Origin of the sequence: Nocardiopsis sp. NPDC006139, assembly GCF_040614155.1 — a bacterium.
GTDB classification, from domain to species: Bacteria; Actinomycetota; Actinomycetes; order Streptosporangiales; family Streptosporangiaceae; genus Nocardiopsis; species Nocardiopsis changdeensis.
The window spans coordinates 58,361-84,791 of record NZ_JBEXTT010000010.1 but is presented as its reverse complement, the minus strand read 5'-3'; the positions used below and the strand labels follow the sequence as shown (position 1 = coordinate 84,791).

26 protein-coding genes are annotated in these 26,431 nt (G+C 73.3%); 15 read left to right on the top strand and 11 right to left on the bottom strand.

The window, feature by feature from the left end:
* Positions 1–175: 175 nt before the first annotated feature.
* Positions 176–469 carry a hypothetical protein gene (locus ABZ249_RS15380; protein ID WP_355262631.1) on the top strand — a complete coding sequence of 98 codons (294 nt, stop codon included), beginning with the start codon at positions 176–178 and terminating at the stop codon, positions 467–469.
* On the opposite strand, the gene ABZ249_RS15375 is transcribed toward ABZ249_RS15380, so the two are convergent.
* Positions 466–651, bottom strand: a complete 186-nt coding sequence (locus ABZ249_RS15375; RefSeq protein ID WP_355262628.1) for a hypothetical protein — start codon at positions 649–651, stop codon at positions 466–468. The genes ABZ249_RS15380 and ABZ249_RS15375 overlap by 4 nt on opposite strands.
* Positions 652–790: 139 nt before the next feature.
* Here ABZ249_RS15375 and ABZ249_RS15370 point away from each other — a divergent pair, with 139 nt between their 5' ends.
* The 8 genes from ABZ249_RS15370 (at position 791) to ABZ249_RS15335 (ending at position 6,241) form a co-directional block, all read left to right on the top strand.
* The gene (locus tag ABZ249_RS15370) at positions 791–1,153 is read left to right on the top strand and encodes a hypothetical protein (RefSeq protein ID WP_220563346.1); all 363 of its coding nucleotides are present in this window, start codon (positions 791–793) and stop codon (positions 1,151–1,153) included.
* The gene (locus ABZ249_RS15365) at positions 1,146–1,574 is read left to right on the top strand and encodes a hypothetical protein (RefSeq protein ID WP_220563345.1); all 429 of its coding nucleotides are present in this window, start codon (positions 1,146–1,148) and stop codon (positions 1,572–1,574) included. The genes ABZ249_RS15370 and ABZ249_RS15365 overlap by 8 nt, the downstream gene beginning before the upstream one ends.
* 49 nt (positions 1,575–1,623) lie before the next feature.
* The gene (locus tag ABZ249_RS15360; RefSeq protein ID WP_355262624.1) at positions 1,624–2,478 is read left to right on the top strand and encodes a sulfurtransferase; all 855 of its coding nucleotides are present in this window, start codon (positions 1,624–1,626) and stop codon (positions 2,476–2,478) included.
* A gap of 170 nt (positions 2,479–2,648) precedes the next feature.
* Positions 2,649–3,257, top strand: a complete 609-nt coding sequence (locus tag ABZ249_RS15355) for a DUF4178 domain-containing protein (protein ID WP_355262622.1) — start codon at positions 2,649–2,651, stop codon at positions 3,255–3,257.
* 8 nt (positions 3,258–3,265) lie between these two features.
* Positions 3,266–3,802 (top strand): DUF2617 family protein, encoded by a 537-nt coding sequence (locus ABZ249_RS15350; protein ID WP_355262619.1) that lies wholly within the window; start codon positions 3,266–3,268, stop codon positions 3,800–3,802.
* Positions 3,799–4,134 carry a hypothetical protein gene (locus ABZ249_RS15345; protein WP_220563341.1) on the top strand — a complete coding sequence of 112 codons (336 nt, stop codon included), beginning with the start codon at positions 3,799–3,801 and terminating at the stop codon, positions 4,132–4,134. The genes ABZ249_RS15350 and ABZ249_RS15345 overlap by 4 nt, the downstream gene beginning before the upstream one ends.
* A 47-nt stretch (positions 4,135–4,181) precedes the next feature.
* Positions 4,182–4,610 carry a DUF350 domain-containing protein gene (locus ABZ249_RS15340; RefSeq protein WP_355262616.1) on the top strand — a complete coding sequence of 143 codons (429 nt, stop codon included), beginning with the start codon at positions 4,182–4,184 and terminating at the stop codon, positions 4,608–4,610.
* Positions 4,611–4,672: 62 nt separating this feature from the next.
* Positions 4,673–6,241 carry a polyamine aminopropyltransferase gene (locus tag ABZ249_RS15335; RefSeq protein ID WP_355262613.1) on the top strand — a complete coding sequence of 523 codons (1,569 nt, stop codon included), beginning with the start codon at positions 4,673–4,675 and terminating at the stop codon, positions 6,239–6,241.
* A 389-nt stretch (positions 6,242–6,630) separates the two neighbouring features.
* Here ABZ249_RS15335 and ABZ249_RS15330 read toward each other — a convergent pair whose 3' ends face one another.
* The 6 genes from ABZ249_RS15330 to ABZ249_RS15305 form a co-directional block, all read right to left on the bottom strand.
* Positions 6,631–8,055: an FAD-dependent oxidoreductase gene (locus ABZ249_RS15330; protein ID WP_355262610.1), complete on the bottom strand. Its 1,425-nt coding sequence runs from the start codon at positions 8,053–8,055 to the stop codon at positions 6,631–6,633.
* 99 nt (positions 8,056–8,154) lie between these two features.
* Positions 8,155–8,889: an ABC transporter permease subunit gene (locus tag ABZ249_RS15325; RefSeq protein WP_305082824.1), complete on the bottom strand. Its 735-nt coding sequence runs from the start codon at positions 8,887–8,889 to the stop codon at positions 8,155–8,157.
* 101 nt (positions 8,890–8,990) lie between these two features.
* Positions 8,991–9,848 (bottom strand): ABC transporter permease, encoded by an 858-nt coding sequence (locus tag ABZ249_RS15320; RefSeq protein ID WP_355262607.1) that lies wholly within the window; start codon positions 9,846–9,848, stop codon positions 8,991–8,993.
* A 24-nt stretch (positions 9,849–9,872) separates the two neighbouring features.
* On the bottom strand, positions 9,873–11,138 hold the full coding sequence (locus ABZ249_RS15315) for a spermidine/putrescine ABC transporter substrate-binding protein (protein ID WP_355262604.1): 1,266 nt from the start codon (positions 11,136–11,138) through the stop codon (positions 9,873–9,875).
* A 104-nt stretch (positions 11,139–11,242) separates the two neighbouring features.
* Positions 11,243–12,415: an ABC transporter ATP-binding protein gene (locus ABZ249_RS15310; RefSeq protein WP_355262601.1), complete on the bottom strand. Its 1,173-nt coding sequence runs from the start codon at positions 12,413–12,415 to the stop codon at positions 11,243–11,245.
* Between the two features lie 78 nt (positions 12,416–12,493).
* The gene (locus ABZ249_RS15305) at positions 12,494–13,993 is read right to left on the bottom strand and encodes a gamma-aminobutyraldehyde dehydrogenase (protein WP_355262598.1); all 1,500 of its coding nucleotides are present in this window, start codon (positions 13,991–13,993) and stop codon (positions 12,494–12,496) included.
* A gap of 214 nt (positions 13,994–14,207) precedes the next feature.
* Here ABZ249_RS15305 and ABZ249_RS15300 point away from each other — a divergent pair, with 214 nt between their 5' ends.
* On the top strand, positions 14,208–15,572 hold the full coding sequence (locus ABZ249_RS15300) for an aspartate aminotransferase family protein (protein ID WP_355262595.1): 1,365 nt from the start codon (positions 14,208–14,210) through the stop codon (positions 15,570–15,572).
* A 267-nt stretch (positions 15,573–15,839) separates the two neighbouring features.
* On the opposite strand, the gene ABZ249_RS15295 is transcribed toward ABZ249_RS15300, so the two are convergent.
* Entirely contained in the window at positions 15,840–16,238 is a 399-nt protein-coding gene (locus tag ABZ249_RS15295; protein ID WP_355262592.1) for a hypothetical protein, read from the bottom strand.
* A gap of 79 nt (positions 16,239–16,317) precedes the next feature.
* Positions 16,318–18,267: an N-acetylmuramoyl-L-alanine amidase gene (locus ABZ249_RS15290; protein ID WP_355262589.1), complete on the bottom strand. Its 1,950-nt coding sequence runs from the start codon at positions 18,265–18,267 to the stop codon at positions 16,318–16,320.
* 143 nt (positions 18,268–18,410) lie between these two features.
* On the opposite strand from ABZ249_RS15290, the gene ABZ249_RS15285 reads away from it, so the two are divergent.
* From ABZ249_RS15285 to ABZ249_RS15275, 3 genes are all read left to right on the top strand, one after another.
* Positions 18,411–19,892 carry an NAD(P)H-hydrate dehydratase gene (locus ABZ249_RS15285; RefSeq protein ID WP_355262586.1) on the top strand — a complete coding sequence of 494 codons (1,482 nt, stop codon included), beginning with the start codon at positions 18,411–18,413 and terminating at the stop codon, positions 19,890–19,892.
* A gap of 105 nt (positions 19,893–19,997) precedes the next feature.
* The gene (locus tag ABZ249_RS15280) at positions 19,998–20,843 is read left to right on the top strand and encodes a hypothetical protein (protein ID WP_355262584.1); all 846 of its coding nucleotides are present in this window, start codon (positions 19,998–20,000) and stop codon (positions 20,841–20,843) included.
* 205 nt (positions 20,844–21,048) lie between these two features.
* The gene (locus ABZ249_RS15275; protein ID WP_355262581.1) at positions 21,049–22,065 is read left to right on the top strand and encodes a DUF3592 domain-containing protein; all 1,017 of its coding nucleotides are present in this window, start codon (positions 21,049–21,051) and stop codon (positions 22,063–22,065) included.
* A 402-nt stretch (positions 22,066–22,467) separates the two neighbouring features.
* On the opposite strand, the gene ABZ249_RS15270 is transcribed toward ABZ249_RS15275, so the two are convergent.
* Together ABZ249_RS15270 and ABZ249_RS15265 are read right to left on the bottom strand one after the other, a co-directional pair.
* Positions 22,468–22,965: an NUDIX domain-containing protein gene (locus ABZ249_RS15270; RefSeq protein WP_220563328.1), complete on the bottom strand. Its 498-nt coding sequence runs from the start codon at positions 22,963–22,965 to the stop codon at positions 22,468–22,470.
* Between the two features lie 326 nt (positions 22,966–23,291).
* Complete coding sequence (locus ABZ249_RS15265; RefSeq protein ID WP_355262576.1) at positions 23,292–23,987, bottom strand: TetR family transcriptional regulator; 696 nt, start codon at positions 23,985–23,987, stop codon at positions 23,292–23,294.
* Positions 23,988–24,076: 89 nt separating this feature from the next.
* On the opposite strand from ABZ249_RS15265, the gene ABZ249_RS15260 reads away from it, so the two are divergent.
* Complete coding sequence (locus ABZ249_RS15260) at positions 24,077–25,039, top strand: hypothetical protein (protein ID WP_355262945.1); 963 nt, start codon at positions 24,077–24,079, stop codon at positions 25,037–25,039.
* Entirely contained in the window at positions 25,039–26,322 is a 1,284-nt protein-coding gene (locus ABZ249_RS15255) for a methyltransferase (RefSeq protein ID WP_355262573.1), read from the top strand. Before ABZ249_RS15260 ends, ABZ249_RS15255 begins: the two co-directional genes overlap by 1 nt.
* Positions 26,323–26,431 lie beyond the last annotated feature (109 nt).

Below are 26,431 nucleotides of genomic sequence, written 5' to 3'. Positions count from 1 at the left end.
CGGTGGCGGAGGGTGCACCGCCCGCGCACGGGCGGCGGGGCTGGGGGCCGCCCTGTGACCCTACCCTCACCGTCGCATCGGATGGTGTCCGGTACTCGAACGGTTCGCGCGGGGGCCGGTGGCCTTCGCCACGGAAAGCCCTGATGGGGCCGCCCGGCCTTGGTAACTTGCGGCTATGCGCACGGACTACCACCCCACCCCCACCGAGGTCGTGGCCTCCTGGATCCCCCACGACGCCCGCTGGCACGAGGCGGCCCGGGCGGCCGCCGCCGCCGGCTCCGACGAGCTGCGCCGCTACGTCACCGGGCTCGTCCACGAGCAGCGTGACGGGGACCGCGAGCTCGGCGACGAGTACGACCTGCGCTCCATCGGCGCGGTCGTGGAGGACATGGGCGTCGGCGGCCTGGCCGCGGTGGAGTGGAACAAGGTCCGCGACGCCCTGCTGCTGCCCCTCACCAAGAGGATCTAGGACTCCTCCTCGGGGTGGCACTCCAGGCAGTCGGTCCCGCAGGGGTAGTTGATCATCGACATGGACCGGCAGCGCACGCACATCCGGCGCCTGCCGCCCGGCGGGTCGTGCCGCCAACGGTGGCGTCCCGCCCGGCAGATCCCCGAGGGCTTCATCGCGGTGTCATCGCGGACTGCGCTCATGCCCGCACCGTAGCGGAACCCGCTCCCACCCGGAAGCGGTTCGGGGGAGGGCCGTGCCGTGCGGTCCGCCGGTCGTACTACCGTGTGTCGTAGAACGCGCCGCCCACCTGGGCGGACGGGAGGGGCGGGAGGAGGCGCCGTGGTCGAGTGGCTGACCATGACCATTCAGATGGCTTCCCTGGCGATGGCCGGGTGGTGCCTCGTGTCGACCTTCCGCGACCAGCCCATGCTCGTCCCGCACCTGGTCGGCATGGGGGTCCTGTGGCTGCTGGTGATCGGCCAGGCCGTGGCCACCGTCGCCGCCATGGTGGGCGGGGAGCGGCCCGCCGAGACGGCGATGTTCGTCTCCTACCTGGCCACCGTGGTCCTGCTGCCGCCCGCCTGCGCCGTGTGGGGGTTCATGGAGCGCAGCAAGTGGGGCCCCGCCGTCATCGCGTTCGCCTGCCTGATCCTGCCCGTCCTGTTCGTCCGCCTCGAACAGCTCTGGAGCCCCGTTGCCTGACACCGCCCCGGCCTCCGACGCCGCGAAGACCCTGCGCACCGGCCCCGGCCGCCTGCTGGTGGCCGTCTACGGCGTGTTCGCCCTCGCCGCCACCGCGCGGGGCGCCTACCAGCTGGCCACCAGGTTCGACGAGGCCCCGGTCGCCTACCTGCTGTCGGTGCTCGCCGGGGTGATCTACCTCGTCGCCGCCGTCGGCCTGGCCCGCGCCGGGCGGACCTCCCGCCGGGTCGCCCTGGTCTCGTGCAGCGTCGAGATGGTCGGCGTCCTGGTCGTGGGCGCGGCGAGCCTGCTCCTGCCCGGGGTCTTCCCCGACGACACCGTCTGGTCCGGGTTCGGCAGCGGCTACTTCTTCATCCCCCTGGTCCTGCCCGCCCTGGGCCTGTGGTGGATCCTGCACGTGCACCGCCTGGACCGCGACTGACCCCGCCCGGGCCGTGACCCGGGCGTGACCCCACCGCTACCCTGGGCCCATGTCAGAGCCCCTTCCCCTGCCGGTGGCCGTCTCGGCCGACTGGCTCCAAGAGAACCTCGACCGTGTGGTCGTGGTCGACTCCCGGTGGTACCTGGACGGCCGCTCCGGCCGCGACGCCTACCTCGCCGGACACCTCCCCGGAGCGGTGTTCGCCGACGTGGACGCCGACCTGGCCGCCCCGGCGAGCCCCGAGGGCGGGCGGCACCCGCTCCCCGCCGCCGCCGACTTCGCCCGCACCCTGGGACGCCTGGGCATCGGCGACCACTCCCGGGTGGTCGTCTACGACGACGCCGGGGGATCCGTCGCCGCCCGCCTGGTCTGGATGCTCCGCGTCCTGGGCACCCCCGCCGCGTTCCTCGACGGCGGCCTGCGGACCTGGACGGGGCCGCTGGAGGAGGGGGAGCACGTCGCCGAGCCCGCGCACCGCACCCCCCAGCACTGGCCCGCCGACCGGGTCGTGCACACCGACACCGTCCGGGCCGCGGCGGGCGAGCCCGGCCAGCTGGTCATCGACGCCCGCGCGTACGGCCGCTACACCGGTGAGCAGCCCGCGCCGGTGGACGCCCGGCCCGGCCACGTCCCCGGCGCCCGCAGCGCCGAGTGGACCGGCAACCTCGGCCCCGACGGCCTGCTGGCCGCCCCGGAGGAGCTGCGCGAGCGCTTCGCCGCCCTGGGCGCCGACGACGCCGTCACCATCACCGCCTACTGCGGGTCCGGGGTCACCGCCTGCCACGACCTGCTCGCCCTGGAGCACGCGGGCTACACCGCCCCCCGCCTCTACCCCGGCTCCTGGAGCCTGTGGGGCGGCGACGACTCCCTGCCCGTCGAGACCGGGGACCCCGCCGCCGGCTAGCCGGGCCATCAGGTGTTCCGGGAGGCCGTCCGCGCACACGGGCGGCCTCTTCGGCGTGTCCGGATCCGGCCGGGAACCTCCCGGCCGGTGCACGCGTCTGACCAGCCAGTAGGATTGCCCGGCCCGGGGTCGGGTCGATGACGAGGCTCCCCCCACGCGAAAGAGGAACAGTGGCCATCGAAATCGTGCTCCTGGTGATCGCCGCCCTTGCGGTGGCGGTCGCCGCCATCGCCCTCGCCGTGCGCGCCGCACGGCGCAGCAGCACCCCGCCCCCGCAGCCCCCGCCCACCCCCAAGGACCCCTTCGCCGACACCGGGGACAGCACCTCCGGCGACCCCCGGAGCCTCAAGGCCGGCGACATGATCGACTGGGGCACCGAACGCACCTGGATCCGCGGCACCCTGCGCCTGTCCCAGGGCGGCTACGTCTGGGCCGAGCACTTCCTGGAGGTCGAGGGCGGCAAGCGCTGGCTCTCCACCGAGGAGGACCCCGACCTGGAGATGGCCCTGTGGACCGGGCGCCCCGACCTCGACCTGACCCCCCACGGCAAGAAGATCGAACTCGAGGGCACCACCTACCACCTCGAGGAGAAGGGCAGCGGCTCCTACCGCTCCGAGGGCACCACCGGCCTCAAGGCCGAGGGCGGCTTCGACTACGCCGACTACGAGGCCGCGGACGGCAGCCTGCTCTCCTTCGAGCGCTTCGACCACGGCCCCTGGGAGGTCAGCACCGGCACCAAGGTCGCCGAGGGCACCTTCACCATCTACCCGGGGAGCTGATCCACCCCATGCGAGTCGGCATCAGCGCACCCTTCGTCGACACCCGGGCCGACGACCTGGTCTGGGCGCTCGGGCACCCGTTGATCGACCCCCTCGCCGTCCGCTCCCTGCGGGTCGGCGGCGCCGGGGTCGAGCTGCGCGTGCTCGGCGCCTCCCACCAGGTCGTCGTCACGTCGGCGGCGGGCGTCCTGGTGGAGACCGTGGCCTGCCTGCCGGGAGTGGACGGCGCCCTGCCGGGCAGTGCCGAGCGCTCCCACGGGACGGGCCGGTACCGGTTCGACTCGCGGGTGGAGAACCTCACCCGCACCGGACTCGCCCGCCGGGTCGACGACCTCCACCGCGAGGTCGCCGACGACCCCGGCGGCCTCCTCGTCGCCTTCCCCGGCGACCCGTTGGCCGTGACCGCGCTGCACCTGGACCCCGGTGGCGCACACGGTGACGGGAACCCGCTCCACTGGCGCACCTGGCACGTCTACCCCCAGAGCGGAGAACTCGTGACCACCCACTCCACCGTGTCCGCCCACCCATGCGGAGAGACCAGATGACCCACCAGCACGGCCACGCAGAGCCGGCGAAGAACAACAAGACCGTGGTCACGCTGTTCGTGGTGATCGGCGGTATCGTGCTGCTGCTCATCCTGCTGGCGGCCTGCGACAACAGCTCCAACAACACCTACTGCCCCGACGACGACTACGTCTCCGACCCCGCCTACGACGACGACGAGTGCGAGCAGTCGTCCTCCGGCACCTCCGGGGGCGGCGGGTTCTTCTTCTTCGGCGGGACCAGCAGCAGGTACGACGACGGCTACCGCGGCGGCTCCAGCGGTTCCAGCGGGGGCAGCGGCTTCCGCGGCGGCGGCAGCGGCTTCGGCAAGTGACCCATCCGACCAGAACCGAACCCCCCATCCCCTAACGAGACCGGACAATGAACGAGATCCTCTTCAACAGCCTCGCGGCCCTCGCCTACGCCGGGGTCGGCGTGGTCGTCCTCGCGGTCGGCTACCTGCTCATCGACCTGCTCACCCCGGGCAAGCTGCACAAGCTCATCTGGGAGGAGCGCAACCCCAACGCGGTCATCCTGGTGTCGGCCAACACCCTGGGCGTGGCCGTCATCGTCACCACGGCCATCCTCTCCAGCGACTCGGAGATCGGCCTGGGCGCCGGCCTGCTGTCCACCGCCGTGTACGGGCTGATCGGCCTGGGCGTGATGGCCCTGGCCTTCGTGCTCATCGACCTGCTCATCCCGGCCAAGATCGCCCACATGATCAGCAACCCCGAACCGCACCCCGCGACCTGGGTGAGCGCCTCCGCCCACCTCGCGATCGCGGCGGTCGTCGCCGCCGCACTGACCTGACGGCGGCGCGCCCCCTCGCGGGGCCCGTCCGGCCCCGCCCGTAGAGAAAGCAGCACCCCATCGTGATCGAGTCACCGGCCCCGCAGCGGCCCCGACTTCCGGTACCGCCGCGGGTGGCCCGGTTCCTCGTCCTGACCGCGGTGTTCGTGTGCGCCGCCTGCGGCCTGGTGTACGAGCTGGCCCTGGTCGCCATCGGCAGCTACCTGCTGGGCGACACCATCACCCAGGCCTCCGTGGTCCTGTCGGTGATGGTGTTCGCCATGGGCATCGGGTCGCTGCTGTCCAAGCGCTTCCAGGGCAGCCCGGCCGTGTCGTTCGCGGTCATCGAGGGCCTGCTGTCGCTGGTGGGCGGCCTGTCGGTGCTGCTGCTGTACGGGGCGTTCGCGTGGTTCTCCGCCTACCAGCCCGCCCTGGTGTTCCTGGCGTTCGCCATCGGCGTGCTCATCGGCATGGAGATCCCCCTGCTGATGACGCTCATCCAGCGCATCCGCAGGCAGGACGCGTCGGAGGCGGTCGCCGACCTCTTCGCCGCCGACTACGTGGGCGGCCTCATCGGCGGTCTGGCGTTCCCGTTCCTGCTGCTGCCGCTGCTGGGCCTGCCCAAGGGCGCGCTGGCGGTGGGCGCGCTCAACGCGGTGGTGGGCATGGCCGTGGTGCTGTGGCTGTTCCGCGCCGAGCTGTCGCGCCGCGCGTACGCGGGGCTGGCGGTGGGCCTGGCCTTCATCCTCGGCTTCCTGGGCCTGGCGTACCTGTACGCCGACCGGTTCGAGGTGGACGCGCGCCAGGCCATGTACCGGGACCCGATCGTGCACGCCGAGCGCACCGCCTACCAGGAGATCGTGCTCACCCGCTCGATCGACGGCCGGGACGTCCGGCTGTTCCTCAACGGCGACCTGCAGTTCTCCACCCTGGACGAATACCGCTACCACGAGGCGCTGATCCACCCGGCGATGGCCGGCCCGCACGAGGACGTCCTGGTGCTGGGCGGCGGCGACGGGCTGGCGCTGCGCGAGATCCTCGCCTACGAGGACGTGGAGTCGGTGACCCTGGTGGACCTGGACCCGGCGGTGATCGAGCTGGCCTCCAGCGAGCCGGTCATCACCGAGCTCAACGAGGACTCCTTCCGGGACCCGCGGGTGGAGGTGGTCAACGCCGACGCCTTCCAGTGGCTGCGCGAAAACCGCGGCGACTTCGACGTGATCGTCGCCGACCTGCCCGACGGCCAGGACGTGGGCCCGTCCAAGCTGTACTCGGTGGAGTTCTACTCCCTGGCCCGCCACTCCCTGGCCGACGGCGGGCGGATGGTGGTGCAGGCCGGGTCGCCGTTCTTCGCCCCGGACGCCTACTGGAGCGTGGGCCGCTCCCTGGAGGAGGCGGGCCTGTTCGGCACCCCCTACAACGTGGACGTGCCCTCGTTCGGGAACTGGGGCTTCTACCTGACGTCCGTGCGGAGCGCCCCGGAACTGGACATCCCCGAGGACGCGCCGCCGCTGCGCTTCCTGGACGAGGCCCTGCTGGAGGCCGCCCAGGTCTTCCCGCGGGACCGCCGCGAGGACGGGGAGGTCGAGGCGTCCACGCTCATGCACCCGCGCATCATCGCCTACCACCAGGGCGCCTGGCGCGGCTACTAGCCGTCCCTTCCGGGCTGGTGCTCCGGTGCCTTCCACCGCCCGCCCGTCACCCGCCATCACCCACCGGTCACCCGCCACCACCCTCGACGGACGGCCTGCGGCCGACGGGCCTCCCACGGGCGGCCGGTGCCCAGGGGCCCGTGTGCCGGTCCGGCGCTCCGGCCCGGGCGCACCCGGGCCGGAGCGGACCGACACCGCGCAGCCTCACGTGTCGGGCCGGTGGGCGGCCGCGCGGTGGTCTGCGGGGGCGGGCACGGGAGACGTCCCGTGACCGGACCCATCCTGTCCCACCGCGGGATGGGGGCGCGTACGCCGCGCCGCCCCGGGCAATCCCTTACCCCGCCCTACCGACCCTTTTCCCGACACACCGCACGAACCGCCGCATAACGTCAGCTGTCGAAGCCCATGCCCAGCGCGTCCAGGGTCCGCAGCCACAGGTTGCGCCTGCCCTCGTTGCGGTCGGCGGCGGCGGTGGCCCGCAGCGTCAGGCCGATGCCGATCGAGCGCACCGGCTCGGGCGGGAACGGCAGCGGCTTCTCCCGCACCATCCGCAGCCGGGTCCGCTCGGTGTCCAGCCCGTCGAGCCGGTCCAGCATCACCTGGGCGCCGAACCGCGTCGCCCCCACGCCCAGCCCGGTGTACCCGGCGGCGTAGGCCAGCCTGCCCCCGTACCCGGTCCCGAAGAACGCCGAGAACCGGCTGCACGTGTCGATCACCCCGCCCCAGGAATGGGTGAAGCGCACCCCCGCCAGCTGCGGGAACGTCTCGAAGAAGTGCTCGGCGAGCGTCCGGAACGTCTCCGGCCGCTGGTCGTACTCCGGCCGCACCTTCCCGCCGTAGTGGTGGACCGCGTCGTACCCGCCCCACAGGATCCGGTCGTCCGCGGTCAGCCGGTAGTAGTGGAAGAAGTTCGCCGCGTCCCCCACCCCCTGGCGCCCCCTCCACCCCAGCGACTCCATCTGCGCCCCGTTCAGCGGCTCGGTCATCAGCGCGTAGTCGTACACCGGGGCCAGGTAGTGCTTGAGCCGCCGCAGCGGCCCGGGGAAGGCACCGGTGCCCCAGGCCACCCGGGGCGCGTGCACCGACCCGCCGCGCGCCTCCAGCCGCAGCCCCGCCGGGGTGGACCGGATCGCCCGCACGGGGGTGTTCTCGAAGATCCGCACCCCCAGTCGCAGGCACGCCGCCCGCAGCCCCCAGGCCAGCTTGGCGGGGTGCAGCATCGCCACCCCGTCGGGCTCGTACAGCGCCCCCACGTAGGTGGGGGAGTCGATCTCGGCCCGGGTCCGCGCGGCGTCCCACACCTCGGCCCGGTGCCCCAGGGCGGTGATCGCCGCGGCGGACTCCGCGAACCCCTCGGCCTGCCAGGGCGCGGTGGCCACCAGCAGCTCGCCGGTGCGCTCGAACTCGCAGTCGATCCCGTACTTCTCCACCGCCTCGCCGATGGCGTCCAGGTTGGCGTACCCCTGGCGCTCCAGCTCCGCGATCTCCTCCGGCCACCGCTCGGCGCCGTTGTCGTACCCGTGGGTGAGGCTGGCGGCGCAGAACCCGCCGTTGCGCCCGGAGGCCGCCCACCCGGCGGTGCGCGCCTCCACCAGGACCACGTCCCGGCCGGGGTCGCGCTCCTTGGCGATGAGCGCCGTCCACAGCCCGCTGAACCCGCCGCCGACCACGGCCAGGTCGGCGAAGGCGTCGCCCTCCAGCGCCGGGGCGGCCTCGGGCACATCGTGCCCGGGCACGTCGGGATCGAGCCAGAAGACCCGGGGGCGGGCGCCCTTCAGCGCCTCGCGGGCCCCTGCGGTGACCGCGTCGGCCATGGGTATCACACACTTTTCGTCGGTCGTGGGAAAGGACTCGGATACGGAACGGGGCACCGGCCGGGCGAGAGCGCCCGACCGGTGCCCCGGGGACGGACGTCAGGCCCGGCGCCTGGCCGCGATGATGTTGATGACGGCCATGGTGAGCCCGACCGCGAACAACAGCGTGCCCATGACGTTCACCTGCGGGGGGATTCCGACGCGCGTGGCGCCCCAGATCCACAGGGGGAACGTGTTCACGTCGCCGCTCACGAACGTGGTGATGATGTAGTCGTCGATGGACAGGGCGAACGCCAGCAGCCCGCCCGCCATCACCGCGGGGAACAGCATCGGCAGCGTCACCAGCCGGAACGTCTCCCACGGCCCGGCGCCCAGGTCGCGAGCGGCCTCCTCCAGGCTCGGGTCCAGGGTGATCACCCGCGCCCGCACCGTGATGGCGACGAACGACACGCAGAACATCACGTGCGCGATGACCGTCGTCCAGTACCCGGTGGTGATGTTCAGCATCAGGAACGTGGACAGCAGGGCCGCGCCCAGCACCACCTCGGGCGCGCTGATCGCCGCGAACATCACCAGGTTGGTGAGCTGCTTGCCGCGGAACGTGAACCGCCCCAGCGCGATCCCCAGCAGGGTGCCCAGCGCCCCGGCGATGACCATCGTCAGCAGCGCGATGGTCACCGAGTTGAACATCGCCTCGTTGAGGTCGGGGTAGGCGAACGCGTTCGCGTACCACTCCAGGGTGAACCCCTGCCAGGTGATGTTGTGCCGGCCGGCCGGGTCGTTGAAGCTGAACACGATCATGAACAGGATCGGCGCGAACAGCCAGGCCAGCACGGCCCACGTGTACCAGCGGCCCCAGTCGGTCCGGCGCCGGACCGCGGGTGCGGGGGGCCGCGGCGCGGAGCCGGTCCGGCCCTCGGTCTCGAACGTGGCGCTCACGACGTGTGCACCTCCATGACCCGTTCGGTGCCCAGGGCCCTGGCGTAGCTGAAGATGCCGACGAGCAGCAGCCCCATGAGCACGAAGGTGATCGACGCGGCGATCGGGTAGTTGTTGTTGACCAGGTACTGGGTCCGGATGACGTTGCCGATCATCGTGTTGTGCGTGCCGCCCAGCACCGACGCGTTGACGTAGTCGGCGCTGGTCGGGATGAAGGTCATCAGCACGCCGGCGAACACGCCCGGCAGCGACACCGGCAGGATCACGTGCGCGAACGCCCGCAGCCGGTTCGAGTACAGGTCGTGCGCCGCCTCCACCAGGTGCGGGTCCATCCGCTCCAGCACGGCGTAGATCGGCAGCACCATGAACGGCAGGAAGTTGTAGGCCAGCCCCAGGATCACGGCGGGCGCCGTGTTGAGCACCGCGAACCCGTCCGGGAGCAGCCCCAGGTCCTTGAGGGGCCCCAGCACCACGCCGTTGTCGGACAGGAAGAACCGCCACGAGATCGTCCGCAGCACGAACGACACGAAGAACGGCAGCAGGAGCAGTAGCAGGTACGTGGACTTGTAGGCACCGCCGCGGAAGGCGATCCAGTAGGCCATCGGGTAGCCGACGGCGATGCACACCAGGGTGGCGCAGCCGCCGTAGAACAGGGAGCGCAGGATCTGCTCCCAGTAGGTCCCGATGGCTTCGGCGTAGTTGCCCACCTCGAAGGTCTGCTGGAAGCCGGTGATCACGTTGCCCGTGGTCAGCGACAGCGACAGCATCCCGCCGATGGGGACCACGAAGAACAGCGCCAACCAGGTCCACGCCGGGAGCACCAGCACGTAGGGCGTCAGCTTGCGGTTTCTCATGGGGAGACTCGGGATCGCTCGGTGTCAGCTCTGCGTGACGGCCTGGAACAGGGACGAGAACCCGTCCTGCTCCTCGGTCGGCAGGACGACGAAGTTGTGCAGCCTCTGGTAGTCCTCCTCGGTGGGGAACACCAGGGGGCTCTCGGCCATCTCGGTCAGCGCCGCGCCGCGGTCGCTGTCGCCCTCGGCCGCCGCCCACTCCAGCATGACCTCCTGGGCGTGGGGGACCGGGGAGATGTAGGCGATGTACTCGGTGAGGCCGGTGGCGATCTCCGGCTCGTACAGGAAGTTCATCAGCTCGATCGCGTCCACCGGGGCCTGGGTGGTGTACGGGATCATGAGGTTGTCGGTCCACAGGGTGGCGCCCTCCTCGGGGATGACGAACTTCAGGTTCGTCCCCTCCTCGGAGTTCTGCTGGTAGATGTCGCCGGACCAGGCCATGGTGATCCACAGGTCGCCGTTGGTGAGCGGCTGGATGAAGTCCTGGTCGTAGTAGGCGCGCACGATGCCGGAGTCGCGCTGCTCGCGGAGCCTGTCGGCGGCCGCCTCCCAGTCCGCGGAGGTGGAGTCGGCCGGTGTGACGCCGGTGGCCAGCAGACCGAAGTTGGCGATCTCCTGGGGGTCGGAGAACATGCCGACCTTGCCCTCGAAGGCCGGGTCCCACAGGTCCTGGACGCTGGTGATCTCCCGGTCGATGAACTCGGGGTTGTACGCGATGCCGGTGATGCCGGAGGCGTAGGGGACCGTGTACTTGTTGCCCGGGTCGAAGGCGCTGTTCTTGTAGATCTCGCCCGCGTACTCGGCGAAGTTCGGCAGCTGCGAGTGGTCGAGCTGGATCAGGTACCCCAGCTCGATGAGCTTGGCCAGCTCGAACCCGTTGGGCAGCACGATCAGGTCGTAGCCGAGGTCGTCCTCGCTGGCGAGCTTGGGCTGGATCTGGCCGAAGAACGAGGCCGCCTCCTGCACGTCCTCCTTGTACTCGACCTCGATGCCGGTGGCCTCGGTGAACTGCTGGATCTGGGTGCGCTCGGAGTCCATGTACAGCGGCCAGTTGGCCCAGCGCAGGTTGCCGGTGCGCTCCTTGCCCTCCCAGAAGTTCGCGTCGGCGGCGGGGTCGCGCTGCTGGCCCCCGACCCCGCACGCGGACAGGGCGAGGGCGGCGGCCGCCGCTCCGCCGGCCTGGAGGGTGCGCCGCCGGGTCAGGCCGGGCGGCCCGAGGGGGCTGCGGCGTGCCCGGGTGAGGCCGCGGAGGAGTGCGGGGTCGATGCCGGCGCGCGAGCGGTTGTTCATGGGTCGTTCCTTGGTCTTCCGGTGTTCCGCCGGGGAGAGCGGGGGGTTCGTGGCCGGTGGCGCCGGTCCCGGTCGGCGCCTCGGGGGAGTGGGGGCCGCAGAGGTCAGGCCAGCAGGGGGTAGGAGTGGTGGGCGGGCCAGGACAGCCACACGCGGTCGCCGCGGTCGGCGGCCAGGGTGGAGTCGGAGGAGTTCTGCAGGTACACCGTGACGGTCTCGCCGCCGCCGATGTCCACCTGGTAGTGGGTGGCCGACCCCAGGTAGACGGTCTCGGTGACGGTGCCGGGAACGGCGCTGACACCCTCGTCCGGCCGTTCGGCGCCGATGCGGATCTTCTCCGGGCGCACGGTCAGGCAGACCGCGGATCCGGCCGCCTCCGACCCCTGCGCGGCCAGCGCCGCGGGCAGCTCCGCGAGCAGGGCGGTGGCGCCGTCGGCGACCTCCACCCGCCACGCGCCGTCGGCCCCGCCGAGCACCGTGCCCTTGATGAGGTTGCTGGTGCCGATGAAGTCGGCCACGAACCGGGTGGCCGGCCGCTCGTACACCTGCGCCGGGGTGCCCAGCTGCTCGACCCGGCCGTGGTTCATCACCGCGATCCGGTCGGACATGGTCAGCGCCTCCCCCTGGTCGTGGGTGACGTAGACGAAGGTGATGCCGACCTCGCGCTGGATGCGCTTGAGCTCCACCTGCATCGCCTGGCGGAGCTTGAGGTCCAGGGCGCCCAGGGGCTCGTCGAGCAGCAGGGCGGCGGGCTGGTTGACCAGGGCGCGGGCCAGGGCCACCCGCTGCTGCTGCCCGCCGGAGAGCTGGGACGGCCGGTGCTTGGCCCGGTGCCCGAGTTCGACCAGTTCGAGCATCTCGCCGACGCGCCGCCTGATCTCGTCCTTGGCGACGCCCCTGCGCCTGAGGCCGAAGGCGACGTTGTCCGCGACGCTCATGTGCGGGAACAGCGCGTAGCTCTGGAAGACCATGTTGACGTCGCGGCGGTTGGCGGGGACCCCGGTGACGTCCTGCCCGTTGAGCCGGACGACGCCCCGGGTGGGCTCCTCGAAACCCGCGATCATCCTCATGGTGGTGGTCTTGCCGCAGCCGGAGGGGCCCAACAGGGAGAAGAACTCGCCCTGTTCGATGGCCAGGTCGACGCCGTCGACGGCGTTCACGGTCTCGGAGCCGGAGCGGAAGGACTTGGACACCCCCTCCAGGCTGATCGCGGGCTGCCGCGCGGCTGCGGTCTCCACGTCGGGCGTCTCCGGTGCTGTGGTGCTGGTAGTGGCCATGGTGGGGGTGGTCCTGTCGCTTGCTCGTTGCCGTACCGGGAGGCGGCCGGTCCGCCCGGGCGGACCGGCCGGGGCGTGTCACTCGCCGATGTAGCTCATGACGTGCTTGACGCGGGTGTACTCGTCGAAGGAGTACATGGACAGGTCCTTGCCGTACCCCGAGTGCTTGAAGCCGCCGTGCGGCATCTCGGCGGTGATCGGGATGTGGGTGTTGATCCACACGCACCCGAAGTCGAGGCGGCGGGAGACCCGCAGGGCCCGGGCGTGGTCCCTGGTCCACACACTGGAGGCGAGCCCGTACTCCACCGAGTTGGCCCACGCGACCGCGGTGTCCTCATCGGTGAACCTTTGCACCGTGATGACCGGTCCGAAGATCTCGTCGGTGACCAGCTCGTCGCCCTGGCGCAGGCCCGAGACGACGGTCGGGGCGTAGAAGTAGCCCTCGTCGCCCACCCGGGAGCCGCCCGCCAGCACCTCGGCGTGGTCGGGCGCCCGGTCCAGGAAGCCGCTCACCCGCGCCAGCTGGTTGGCGTTGTTGACCGGGCCGAACGCGGCGTCGGCGTTGCTCGGCGGGCCGGTGACGGTGTTGCGGGCCTGCTCGGCCAGGGCGGCGGCCAGGTCGTCGTGGACGCCCGGCGCGGCCAGCACCCGGGTGGCGGCGGTGCAGTCCTGGCCGGCGTTGAAGTACCCCGCCTCGGCGATGCCCGCGGCGGCCCGCTCGATGTCGGCGTCGTCGAAGACGATGACCGGGGCCTTGCCGCCCAGCTCCAGGTGCAGGCGCTTGAGGTCCTTGGACCCGGACTGCGCCACCTCGTACCCGGCCCGGGTGGAGCCGGTGAGGGAGATCAGGCCCGGGACCGGGTGCTCGACCAGGGCGCGGCCGGTGTCGCGGTCGCCCGCGACCACGTTGAACACTCCCGGCGGCAGGAACTCGGCGGCGATCTCCGCCAGCAGCAGGGTGGAGACCGGGGTGGTGTCGGAGGGCTTGAGGACGATGGTGTTGCCCGCGGCCAGGGCGGGGCCGATCTTCCAGGCCGCCATGGCCATCGGGTAGTTCCACGGGGTGATCTGGCCGACGACGCCGATGGGCTCGCGGCGGATCCAGGAGGTGTGGTCGGCGAGGTACTCCCCGGCGGCGCGGCCCTCCAGGTTGCGGGTGGCGCCCGCGAAGAAGCGCAGGGCGTCCAGCACCTGCGCGATCTCCTCGCTCTTGGTGAGCTCGACGGGCTTGCCGCAGTTCCGGACCTCGGCGGCGACGAGTTCGTCCGCGCGCTCCTCCACCCGGTCCGCGAACCTGTTGAGGGCGATCTGCCGTTCGGCGGGGGTCCAGTCGCGCCAGCCCTTCTCGAAGGCGGTGCGGGCGGCCTGGAACGCCGCGTCGACGTCCTCGGCGGTGGAGACCGGGGCGGTGGCGAAGACCTTCCCGGTGGCCGGGTCGACGAGGTCGCTGCGGATCCCGTCGGCCGTGTCCACGTACTCGCCGTTGACGAAGTTGCGCAGGTCTTGGGTCACGGTGCTCTGCTCCCGGGTCGGTCGGGCGCGTCGGTGCGCCGACTGGCTGTTGATGCGCGCGCGCATAGCGCTGTGATCTGTCACACTGCCATCCGGCAACGGCGAGATCAAGATCTGCCAATGGATTCCGTTGTAAAGATTAGATTTCCCAACGGATACTTGACAGAACATGGAACGGTGCGACTATTTCTATTGAGAGGGTCGAGCATGTGACCCCCGGGTCGACCCGAGCGTGGTCCCCGCGTTACCGACGAGCTTGGAGCATCAAGTGGCAGCGCACATGAGTCCTGAGCACCTCCAGCAGGCCGCCAAGGACCACCTGTGGATGCACTTCACGGAGATGGCCGCCTACAACGACGCCGACGTCCCCGTCATCAGCCGCGGCGAGGGCGTGTACGTCTACGACGACAAGGGCAAGCGGTACCTCGACGGGCTCGCGGGACTCTTCGTCAGCCAGGTCGGCCACGGCCGCGCCGAGATCGCCGACGCCATCGCCGAGCAGGCCCGCGAACTGGCGTACTTCCCCATCTGGACGTACGCGCACCCCAAGGCCGTCGAGCTCGCCGAGCGGATCGCCTCCCTGGCGCCCGGCGACCTGAACCGCGTCTTCTTCACCACCAGCGGCTCCGAGGCCGTGGAGTCCGCCTGGAAGCTGGCCCGCCAGTACTTCAAGGCGATCGGCGAACCCACCCGGCACAAGGTGATCAGCCGGCGCATCGCCTACCACGGCACCAGCATGGGCGCCCTGTCCATCACCGGCCTCCAGGGCATCAAGACCCCGTTCGAGCCGCTGGTCCCCAGCACCCTCCAGGTGCCGAACACCAACTTCTACCGGGCGCCCCGGCACGGCGACGACATCGAGGCGTTCGGCCGCTGGGCCGCCGACCAGATCGAGGAGGCGATCGTCCAGAACGACCCGGACACCATCGCCGCGGTCTACGTGGAGCCCGTCCAGAACTCCGGCGGCTGCTTCCCGCCGCCGCCCGGGTACCTCCGGCGGGTCCGCGAGATTTGCGACCGGTACGGCGTGCTCATGGTGTCCGACGAGGTCATCTGCGCGTTCGGCCGCCTGGGCGAGTACTTCGGCGCCACCAGGTACGGCTACGTGCCGGACATGATCACCTTCGCCAAGGGCGCCACCAGCGGGTACGTCCCGCTGGGCGGCATGATCGCCCGCGAGAAGCTCATGGAGCCGTTCAAGGAGAAGGGGTCCTCCTTCCTGCACGGCATCACCTTCGCCGGCCACCCGGTGGCGGCCGCGGCGGCGCTGGCCAACCTCGACCTGTTCGAGAGCGAGGGCATCCTCGACAACGTCCGCCGCAACGCCCCGGTGTTCCGGGCGACCCTGGAGAAGCTGCTGGACCTGCCGATCGTGGGCGACGTGCGCGGCGACGGGTACTTCTACGGCATCGAGCTGGTGAAGGACAAGGAGACCAAGGAGACGTTCAGCGACGAGGAGTCGCACCGCCTCCTCAAGGGCTTCCTGTCGGGCGCGCTGTTCGACGCCGGGCTCATCTGCCGCGCCGACGACCGAGGCGAGCCGGTCATCCAGCTCTCCCCGCCGCTCACCTGCGGCCCGGAGCACTTCGTGGAGATCGAGTCGATCCTGCGCAAGGTCCTCACCGAGGCCTGGGACCGGCTGTAGGCCCCCGCCCCTCCCCGCGGACGCCCCCCGTTCCCCTCGGGCGGGGGGCGTCCCCGTGCCCGCCACCGGCGCGGGGAGCGGCGGCCTTCGCGTGCGGGGCCGTCCGCCGACAGGCGGCGGGGGTGTTCCCGTGCGGGGCGGCCGCGGGTGCCTGGTGCGGAGCCCCCGGGTACCACCGGAACCGCGGTGCCCGTCCGGCGCGGGGGCCCGGGCCAGGGGGCACCCGGGCCGGGACGACGACGGGGCGGCCGCGAGTGGCGCCCGGGGTCAGGCGGGCCAGGTGAAGACGTCGGCCTCGGCGGACACCATGTGGGCGTCGGACTGGCCGAACTGGATCACCCGCACCCCCACCCAGCCGCCCTCGGGGACGGTGCCCTTCCACGAGTACGCGAACCGGCCCCGGCCGATGGCGTGCACGGCGCTGCCCGCCGGCCGCTCGGAGAGCGCGCCGCCGCCCGCGTCGAACTCGACCGCGCGCAGCTGCACCTCGGTACCCGGGGTGACCCCCATCAGGGTCACCCCCACCGAAAGGTCGTAGCGCCCCTCCAGCGCCAGCACCCGGACGTCCGCCGTCCCGTCCCCGCGGTGGTCGAACCCGATGTCGTGCCAGGTCGCCGGGGCCAGGGTGACGCGGGTGTCCTTCGTGAAACGGTGGTGCTCGGGCATGCGGACTCCTCGGGGCCGGTCGCCGGTCGGGTCCAGCATCCGGCCCCCGGGGTCACCGATCAACCACCCCGCGCCCGTGTCACTTGGGCCAGTAGAAGACCTCGGCGGTGGCCTCCTTGATCCGCGCCGGCCGCTCGCCGTACTGGGCCACGCGCACCCGGACCCGGCGGCCCGCCGCCAGGTTCCCCTTCCACGTGTAGGTGAAGTGCCCGAACCCCGCCGCCTGGAGGGGGGAGTCGATCGGCCGGTTGCGGGCCACCTTCCAGCCGCCGTCCCCGTCCTGCTCGTACTCGGTGGCGCGCAGCTGCACCTCGGTGCCCGCCGGCAGGTCCTCCAGCACCACCCCCACCGACAGGTCGTACAGGGCACCGTCCGGCTCGTCCACACCCACCAGCGAGTACAGCTCCCCGGTGCGCCCGTCGTGGAGCCGGTCGAACTTCAGGGACGTCCACGTCCCGGCGGGAAGCTCCTGGGCGCTGTCCTTCTCGAACCTGCGGTGCCTGGGCATGTCGTCGTCTCCTTCGGATCCGCTCGGGGGCTTGCTGAAGGTGCCGTCCCGGACCATCCGGTAGGCCTTGTCTCCGGGGCAGGAGGTGGCGATGAAGTCCCGGTGCCCCAGGACCTTCCCGGAGATGGAGGTGTCCGGCTCCATCAGCCACTGCCGCAGCTGCCGGACCGCCTCGATCTGCTCCGGGGTGACGGGGTCCTTGGGGCCGGTGGCCAGGGTGACGCTGTAGTGCGAGGAGTTGCCGCCGGGCTGGGCGGCCTGGACGCGGTACAGCCCGCGGCCCTCCAGCACATGGCCGTGCGGGCAGGCCATGAACGAGTTCCCGGTGAAGTAGGCGGTGCCCGCCCGCCGGGCCAGCCAGGTGCCGTCCGGGGTGGTGGGGCACCAGATCCGGCCCGTGTGGCGGACGCGTTCGACCGTGAACCCGTCGGTGCGGGCCGCCACCGCCCTGGGGCTGAAGGTCTGCTCCGCCGACAGCTCCACCCGCCACCCCCCGAGCGGGATGCCGCGCACCGACGCCGTCCGCCCGGCCAGGACCGCCGCGAACCGGAACGCCTCGGCGCCCGCCTCGTCCGGCAGGTCCAGGAACCGGTCGTCCCGGCCGGCCGAGGCCATGACGACCCGCAGGAACAGGTCGAGCTGGGCCCGCGTCAGCGACCTCAGGAACCCGTGCGAGGGCACACCCCCCGGCATCTGCTCGGCCAGCGCCCCCTCGGCGCCCGCCGACAGCCGGAACACCGCCTCCGCCGAGGTGTGCTCCTCCCACCAGGCCACCGCGTCCGGCCGCTCGGGGGCGCCCGCGGCCGCGGCGCCGAACAGGCCGTGCAGCAGGGCGCGCACCCGGGCCGCGTCCTCGGCGCCGCGCCGCAGCGGACGCCGGATCACCGTTCCCGGACCCGGCACCGACCACGCCCAGGCCACCAGCTCCACCAGGGCGTCGGACCACTTGGCCTGGCCGGGCAGGTCCGCGCAGGGGGCGGCGGTGCGGATGCGGTCGCGGACGGTCAGCTCCCCGCTGGTCGTCCAGGCGGGGGCGAACCCGCTGCCGGGCCGCGGGTCGCGACCCGGTCTGCCGGCCCTGCGCTCCACCGGCCAGCGGTGGCCCGGGGTGCTGAGGGAGGAGTGGCCGCGGCCCTCCATGAGGAGGAGCTCGCGCGGCACCGCGGGGAAGACGTTCACCGCCAGCAGGGGCTGCCAGCGGGACAGGCCGGTGGTGTGGTCCAGGGTCAGGACGAGGTCGCCGGGGGCGATGGCGTCGAAGGGGCGCCACCCGTCCTCGGTGAGGATCTGCGTGTCCTCGTCCACGCAGTAGCCGATGTCCGCCCAGCCCCTGCTCGGGCCGGTGTGGAAGCGGCGGGTGCTCTTCCAATAGGCGATGCAGGCCGAGTGGTCCCTGTTCGCGAGGTTCTGGTCGACGCTGTCGTAGTGGACGACCAGGCCGCTCTTGGGATCGGCGTGCCCGGCGGGAGAGGGACCCCAGCCGAGGTCGGACCGGGAGACGTACTTGCTCGGTCGTGGCATGACTCCAGTGTGTCAAGAAGACACTCCGTTGTGTAGCGGAATGGTGATATCCGGTCGGAAAATCCCCCGCGTGGCGCCCCCTGTGCCCCACCGCTCTCATACGGCACGATGGTGCTTCCGCCACCTTCCCGGGAGGTCCGCCCGTGCGCTACGCACACACCGTCGGCGTCGTCCGCGAGGCCGAGGCCGCGCTCATGGCCCGGCTGCCCGGAGGGGCGCTCATGCGCCGCGCCGCCGCCGGCCTCGCGGTGGAATGCGCCCGCCTCCTCCCGCGCGTGTACGGGTCGCGCGTCGTGCTGCTCGTCGGCCCGGGCGACAACGGCGGAGACGCCCTCTACGCGGGCGCCGCCCTGGCCGCCCGGGGAGCCGCCGTCCGCGCCGTCCCGGCCGCCGGACGCGCCCACGAGGGGGGCCTGGCCGCCCTGCGGGCGGCGGGCGGGCGCGTCGTCCCGGCCGACCGCGCCGAGGACACCCTGTTCGACGCCGACCTCATCGTCGACGGCCTGCTCGGTATCGGCGGCCGCGGCGGGCTGCGGCCCCCGTTCGCCGCCCTCGCGGTGCTGGCCGCCAACGCCCCGGCGCCGGTGGTCGCCGTCGACCTGCCCAGCGGGGTGGACGCCGACACCGGCGAGGTGGCCGGGGCCGCCGTCCGCGCCGACGTCACCGTCACGTTCGGCACCCACAAGCCGGGCCTGCTCGTCGACCCGGGGGCCGCCCGCGCGGGGCGCGTGCACCCGGTGGACATCGGCCTGGGGCCCGAGCTGCCGGGCCCGGCCCTGCTGTCCTTCGACGACGCCGACGTCGCCGCGCTGCTCCCCGCCCCGGGGCCGGAGTCCGACAAGTACCGGCGCGGCGTCCTCGCCGTCCGGGCGGGCTCGGCCCCCTACCGGGGCGCCGCCGTCCTCACCGTCGGCGGGGCGCTGCGCACCGGGGTGGGCATGGTCCGCTACGCGGGGGCCGAGCCGGTCGTCGACCAGGTGCTCGCCCGCTGGCCCGAGGTCGTCGCCGAGGTCAACGACCCGCTGAGCAGCACCCGCCTGGACCCGGGCCGGGCCGCGGCGGCCGTCATCGGCCCGGGGCGCGGGACCCGGCCAGGCAACGCCGACGAGCTCCGCGTGGTGCTGGAGAGCGACCTGCCGGTCCTCGCGGACGCCGACGCCATCACGCTCCTGGCCGATGACGCCCTGGCGGACCTGGTGCGCGAGCGCACGGCGCCGACCCTGGTCACCCCGCACGCGGGCGAGCTGTCCCGGCTGCTGGGCACCGACCGCGAGGAGGTGGAGGCGCGGCGCCTGGAGCACGCCACCCGGGCGGCGCGCGAACTGGACTGCACGGTGCTGCTCAAGGGCTCGACGACCCTCGTCGCCCACCCGGGCTCGCCGGTCGCCGTCAACGCGACGGGGACCCCGCTGCTGGCCACCGCGGGCTCCGGCGACGTCCTGTCGGGGATCGTCGGGGCGCTCATGGCGGCGGGCCTGCCCGCCACGGAGGCCGCCGTCTGCGGCGCCCACCTGCACGGGCGCGCCGCCACCCTGGTCCGCGCGGGCGCCCCCGTCAGCGCCTCGGACCTCCTCGACGGCATCCCCGCCGCCCTCCTCGCCATCCGGGCCTCCGCCACCCCCTGACCCCGCCCCGGCGCACGGGGCTCGGGGGACCGGCACCGCGCGGCTCCGGGCGGCCCGCCCCGTCCTGGCACGATGGGGGACGACGACCGACGGAACGGATCCCCCATGCCTCCCGCCCCCACCCTGATCGGTGCCGCCCTCTTCCTTCTCGGGCTCGCGGCGGCCCTGGCGGTGGAGGCGTGGATCATCCGTGGGGACCGCGCGCTCTCCGGTCTGCCCGTGGGCCGGATGGGCCTCCTGTTGTTGAGATCCGTGTCGCTACCGCGTTCCTGCGCGCGCTTCTACCTGGGGGTGGCGGCGATGTGGGTCCTGGGGCCGGTGCCCGGATACCCGGCCCTGGCCGTGCCCGTGGTCCTCGCGGCGTTCGGTTCCCCGTCCGTCGACCGGCGGCTGCGCCGCCTGCGCTCCGGCCTCGGGCCGGGCGGCCGCCCCGAACCCCGCCCGCTGCCCTCGCGCATGCTCGCCGACCGCGGACGCCGGGTGGCCGGGAGCGTCCTGCTCGCCGTACTGGTCGCGGCCACGGTCGCCGGGGCCCTCGTCGGCGGATGGCCCGCAGCGGTGGCGATCGTCGTCCTGGCCGCCGCGGGCGGGGCGGTCGCACAGGGGCTGCTGCTCCCGCGCATCCTCCTGGACGGCACGCACCTCTACCTGTACGGGGGTCGCGGGACCGCGGTCGTCCCGGTCGAGCACGTGGCCCGCGTCGAACCGGGGAGGCGCGGCATCACCGTGCACCTCACCGACGGCACCGAGGTCTCCTCGACCACCTGGGCGCGCACCCCGGGCCGCCGCCGGTGGACCGCCGACCGGGTGCGCGACTTCGCCGCCCGCACCCGCCCGGCCACCGCGGGCATCGGCGGCCGCCGCCCCGAACGGGAGCGCAGGTTCCCGCTGGACCTGTCCCTCGCCTGGGCCGGAGCCGGCCTCGTGGCCCTGGCCGTCCTCGGGGGGTGAGGCGCAGGGGCCCGGCCCCGGAAGGGGGAGTGCTCCGGCGCTCGGCCTCGGAGCACCGTGCTCACCGGGCGCCGGGGTTCCCGAACGACAAGGAAACCGTTCCGATGGCCGGTGCGTCCACGAATAAGGACGAAACGGATGTATTGCCCCCTGCTTTCGGTCGAGTGGACGAGGAGGCCCGCCCCTGAACCCCCACCCCGCCCCCGTGGAAGAGACCCCGAAGCCCGGTGCGGTCTTCGCGCGGATCTTCGTCTTCATGCCGTTCCTCGGCGTCGCCCTCGCCCTCCTCGGCGCCCTCGGTGTCGGGGACGTGCTCACCCGCTTGGACTACGAGACCGCCTCGGCGACCGCTTCCGGCACCGTCGTGGAGGTCGAACGCGGACGGCCCGTCGTGGTCTTCACCACCGCGGACGGGACCGAGGTGACCGCCACCGCGCGAGGCGAGTACCGGCGCGGCGACCCCCTCGGAGTCACGGTCCGCTACCTGCCCCACGACCCCTGGGAGGCGACGGTCGGCGACGCCCTGTGGGTGCCCCCGCTCTTCCTCGCGCTGCCCCTCCTCCCGGCCGCCGTCCTCCTCTTCCTGTGCCACCCGAACGGGCCCCGCGCCCGGGCCTACCGGGCCCGGGTCCGCGCCCGGCAACACGGCCGCCCGCCGGAGGGGGCGTTCGGCCCGCCGGTGGTCCTCTGGTCGGTCTCCGGGACCGTCTTCACGGTTTGCGCCCTGGCCCTCATCGCGGCCTCCCTGTACGGGTTCGACACCTGGGACGACGGCCAGCTGTTCCCCGTGCTCGGCCTGATCGGCGCGGCCCTGCTGCCGCCCGGCCTCGACATGCTCTTCCAGGGGCGGTTGCGCTACCTGGAGCGCGTTCCCGGCAGGCGCGAGCCGGTCCCGCCCCGGCTGTTCCGCGGCGGCCTGTACATGGGCCTTCTCGGCGTGGCCTGCACGGCACCGATTGTGCTGCTGGTGTTCGTGTCCGTCGCGGCCGACGTGGAGACCCCCGAGGAGGGCACCGCCCGGGTGGTGGCCGCGGGCTGCGGCGACGTGATCGGCAACTCCCGGGGCTGCCGGGACCTGGTCGCTCTGGAGTACGAGGTCGACGGCCTGCGCTACACCCAGACCACGGACGACGTGGGCTTCGACTTCTCCCCCGGCGACGAGGCCCTGGTGGCCTGGGACGCCGACGACCCGACCCTGGTCCGCGTGGAGGGCCGCCGGTGAGCGGACCTGCGGGTGCTGGAAGCGGCGGGTGAGATCGATGTGCGGTGGGCCGTCGGCGCCCCCGAGTACGTGGAGTGGGTGCGGTGACCGCGGAGCGGACCGATCTGGTCGACCTCCTCGAACGTCTCAAGCGCGAACGCGGCCTGCCGCTGTGGCACCCCCGCGGCCGCTGAGCGCATCCCTCCCGGCCAAGGCGCCGGGCCCTGACGTCCGGAGCGGTGTACCCGTCGAGCGGGACCCGAGGGCCCCGTCGGCGTGCGGATCATCGAGCGACCGCGAACCGGGGCCCTCGGGCGTGTCCCTCCCCGTGGTGTGACTTCGTCCGGCCGGTCACCGTGCTCGGCGGGTCGTGGCCGACCGAGGGGGCGCGTCTCCGGGCGGGGGCCCGCCCGGGGGCCCGGGTCAGCGTGGGCGGGCGGCGTCCAGGCCGAGTTTGACGATGTCGGTGATGAAGTAGTCGCCCGGGTCGCGGGCGTCGCGCAGCAGCGGCACCTTCTCCTCGTCCACCCACATGAACTCGGTGTGCTTGTCCGCCTCCAGCCGCGGCGCCTCCAGGTCGCCGTCCACCCGCACCAGGTAGTCCACCTCGTGCCGGGTGAGCCCGTCGCCCGGGTCCCAGTCGAGGCGGAACAGCTCCGCCTCCACCCGGCGCAGCCGCCAGCCGGTCTCCTCCTCGACCTCGCGGACCAGGCCGGCCAGCATGGTCTCGCCGGGCTCGACGTGTCCGCCGACGATGTCCCAGCAGTGCGGGAACACCTTGCGGTGCGGGGACCGCCGCTGGGCGAAGATCCGCCCGTCCGGGGCGGCGATGATCGCGCCCGCCACGTGGGTGCGTCCGTCGGAGGTGTCGGGGAAGACGATCCCCGGCGCCACCTCGATGTCGTCGATCCCGTGCGTCATGGCTCTCCCGTGCTCGACTGTGGGTTCCACCCTATGGTCCGCCGGTGCCGCCGACCTCGGCCTTCCGGATGATCTTCCCCCTCGGCCTTTCGGCCGCCCCCGCCTTCGGGGGAGGGCGGGTCGGCCGTGCAACGTCCCTTGGCCGCTCCCTTTCCCGGGGCGCTCGGCCGTGCCGCCCTGACCGGAGGCCTCCCGACCTCCGGCTTCCCCCGGGCGGCTCGGACGTTCACCTTCGCCGGCCGTCCGGTCCCCGTTCGCGAGGTCGCCGCGTCCCCGCGGGTCTCCTCGGCCCCGGAGCCGACGGCGTCCGCTCCCCGCGGCCCGGGTCACTCCATCCGGTCGACCTCGGCTCCGCCCCCGGCCCCCTCGGGCTCCGGGGGCTCCGCCGCGCCGCGCCCCCGGCGCGGCAGCCGCAGGGTGAGCAGCTTCGCCCGCGGGGCGAGCCGCCCGGCCAGCTCGAACACCCCCTCGGTGCGCGAGTGGTCCTCGTCCAGCACCGAGAACAGGTTGACCCCCAGGTAGAACGTGATCGCCCCGTAGGCCACCTCCCGGGCGGGCAGCAGCCGGGCCAGCGGGGAGCCGCCCAGCACCCGCTCCCACTCCTGCTCGATGAACGCGATCCACGGCTCGGCGCGGTCTCGGATCTCATCGCGCAGCTCGGGCTTGGTGACCGCCGCCGCGACCAGCTCGGAGAACTCGGTGATGTAGCCCCGCTCCAGGTCGGTGCGGTAGATCCGGACGGCCGCCTCCACCAGCTCCTCCAGGGTGCGCGCGGGCGCGGTGAGCTCCCGGTACATGGCCATGCGCTCGGCGCTGGACCGGTCCAGCGCGGCCAGCAGCAGCTGGTCCACGCCCCCGAAGTGGTAGAAGACCAGCGCCGAGTTGGCCTCGGCCCGCGTGGCGATGGCCCGGGCCGACGCCCCGGCGTACCCCTCCTCGCGGAGCGTCTCCGCCGCCGCCGCGATCAGTTTCTCCCGGGTCTCCTCGCTGGTCCGCCGCCCCGCGCCGCCGCTCCTGGCCATGCCCTCGCTCCTCCGCCGTTGCCGATCCTCTTCATCATACGGTTTAATCAAGTGATTAAACCGGTTGATTCAACCGAACGATGAAGGAGATCGCCGTGTCCGAGAACCCCCTGGCCAGCGGGTCCCGCTGGCTGCTCGCGGCCCTGGTCCTGGTCCTGCCGGTGGCGGTCGTCGCGATCCGGCTGACCCACTGGGGAGCCCTCGACCAGACCGCCCTCTTCTACCTCGGCCTGCCCACCGGCATCGCCCTGCTCGTGGTGTTCACGGCCCGGCCCCGCAGCGCCATGGGCGTCTCCATGGCGGTCCTCACCGTGGTCCTGGCCATGTCCGCCGTCATCCTCGGCGAGGGCATGGTCTGCCTGGTCATCGCCGCGCCCCTGCTCTACGGGGTGGTCGCCCTCGTCACCGCGGTCGCCACCGCCATCGCCCGCGGCGGCCCCCGGTCCCACCAGGCCCTCTTCGCCGTCCCGCTGCTGTTCGTCCTCACCCTGGAGGGCGTCGCCGGGATCTCCTTCCTGCCCCGCGCCGACCGGGGGGAGGGCGGCGCCTCCACCGGCGCGGACCCCGCCGAGGTCGCCGCCGCGCTGGCGGCCCCGCCCGCCTACGGGCCCTTCGAGGCCGTGTTCCTGCGCGCCGTCCCCTTCCCCGAGCCGGTCGCCGCCACCGGGACCGGCCTGGAGGTCGGCGACACCCGCCGCATCGAGTTCACCCCGCGCACCACCCTCCAGATCGGCTCCGAGCCCACCCCCCGCCACATGGAGCTGGAGGTGGTCGAGAGCGAGGTCCGCGCCGACGGCGGCCGGGTCGTGTTCGAGGTCACCGAGGACGCGGCGTTCGCCAAGTGGATGGACATGCACCGCGCCACCGCCACCTGGACCGCCGAGGGGGACGGCACCCGCATGGACTGGGCCATCGACTACGACCGCACCTACGAGCCGTCCTGGTACTTCGGGCCGATCCAGGCCTACGCCACCGACCTGGCCGCGTCCTACCTCGCGGAGACCTTCACCGCCGGCGCGGGGGCCGCCGCGTCCACGGCGGAGGACCGGTGATGGGCCCCGAGCTCCCCGCCCTCCTCGTCCGCGGCGTCGGCCTCTCGGTCCCCGTCCTGCCGCTCGTGGCCCTGTGCCTGTGGCGGCCGCCCCGGCCGCGCGAGACCGCCGCCATGATCGTCTCCACCGCCTGGGCGCTGCTCACCCTCATCCCGCTCAACCTCTACGCCCTGCACGCGGGCTGGTGGTCCTTCCACGCCGAGGGCGCCGTGTGGGCGGGCATCCCGGTCGACCTGCTGCTCGCCTGGGCGCTGCTGTGGGGCGCCCTGCCCGCGGTGCTGCTCCGGTTCCTGCCGGTGCCGCTGCTCACCGCGCTGCTGGTGTGGGCGGACATCATCGCCATGCCGCTGGCCGAGCCCGTCGTCGTCCTCCACGGCACCTGGCTGCTCGGCGAGTTCGCCGGGTCGGCGCTGTGCCTGATCCCCGCGCTGGTGCTCGCGCACTGGACCCGCCGGGGCCAGGCCGTGCGGGCGCGCATGTGGGCGCAGGCGGTGCTGTCCTTCGGGCTGATGGTGGTGCTGCCGGTCACCGCCCTGGGCATCCTGCCCGGCGACGGGTTCGCCGTACCCGGGGGGCTCCCCGCGGCCCTGCAACTGCTGGGGTTCGCCGCCCTGCCCGGGCTGGCCGCCGCCCGCGAGTTCGCCCGGGTCGGCGGCGGCACCCCGCTGCCCTACGACCCGCCCGAGCGCCTGGTCACCAGCGGTCCCTACGCCTACCTGAGCAACCCCATGCAGACCACCGTCGTCGCCGTCTACCTGGTCCTGGCCGCTGTCCTGGCCGACCCGCGGCCACTGTACGGGGCCCTCGTCGCGTTCGCCTACGGCGCCGGGTTCGCGGCCTGGCACGAGGGCGAGCGGCTGCGCGAGTCCTTCGGCCCCGAGTGGGACCGCTACCGCTCCGGGGTGCGGGCCTGGCTGCCCCGCTGGAGGCCCTGGCCGCACCGGGCCGCCGGGACCCTGTACGTGGCCGCCGACTGCTCGCTGTGCCAGGGGCTGCGGGCGTGGATCGAGGCGCGGTCGCCGGTGGCGCTCCGGATCCGGGACGCGCACGAACACTCCGAGGTCCTGTACCGGCTCACCTACGAGAACCCGGAGGGGGTCCGCTGGAGCGGGGTGCCCGCCCTGGCCCGCGCGCTCGACCACCTCCACCTGGGCTGGGCGTTCACCGGCTGGGCGCTGGACCTGCCCGGGGTGCGGCACTTCGCGCAGCTGTCCGCCGACGCCTTCGGGGCCGGTCCGCGGCCCGCCCGGGTGCCCGGCTCCGCGCCCGAGCCCGCCCCCTGACGGGCCGGGGTCCCGCCGTTATGCTCGGTCGGGCCGGAACGCCGCGGGGCCGCGGGCCCCGCGGGCGCCCGGCCCCGACCTCCCCACCCCCAGACGGCCGAGGATCCCC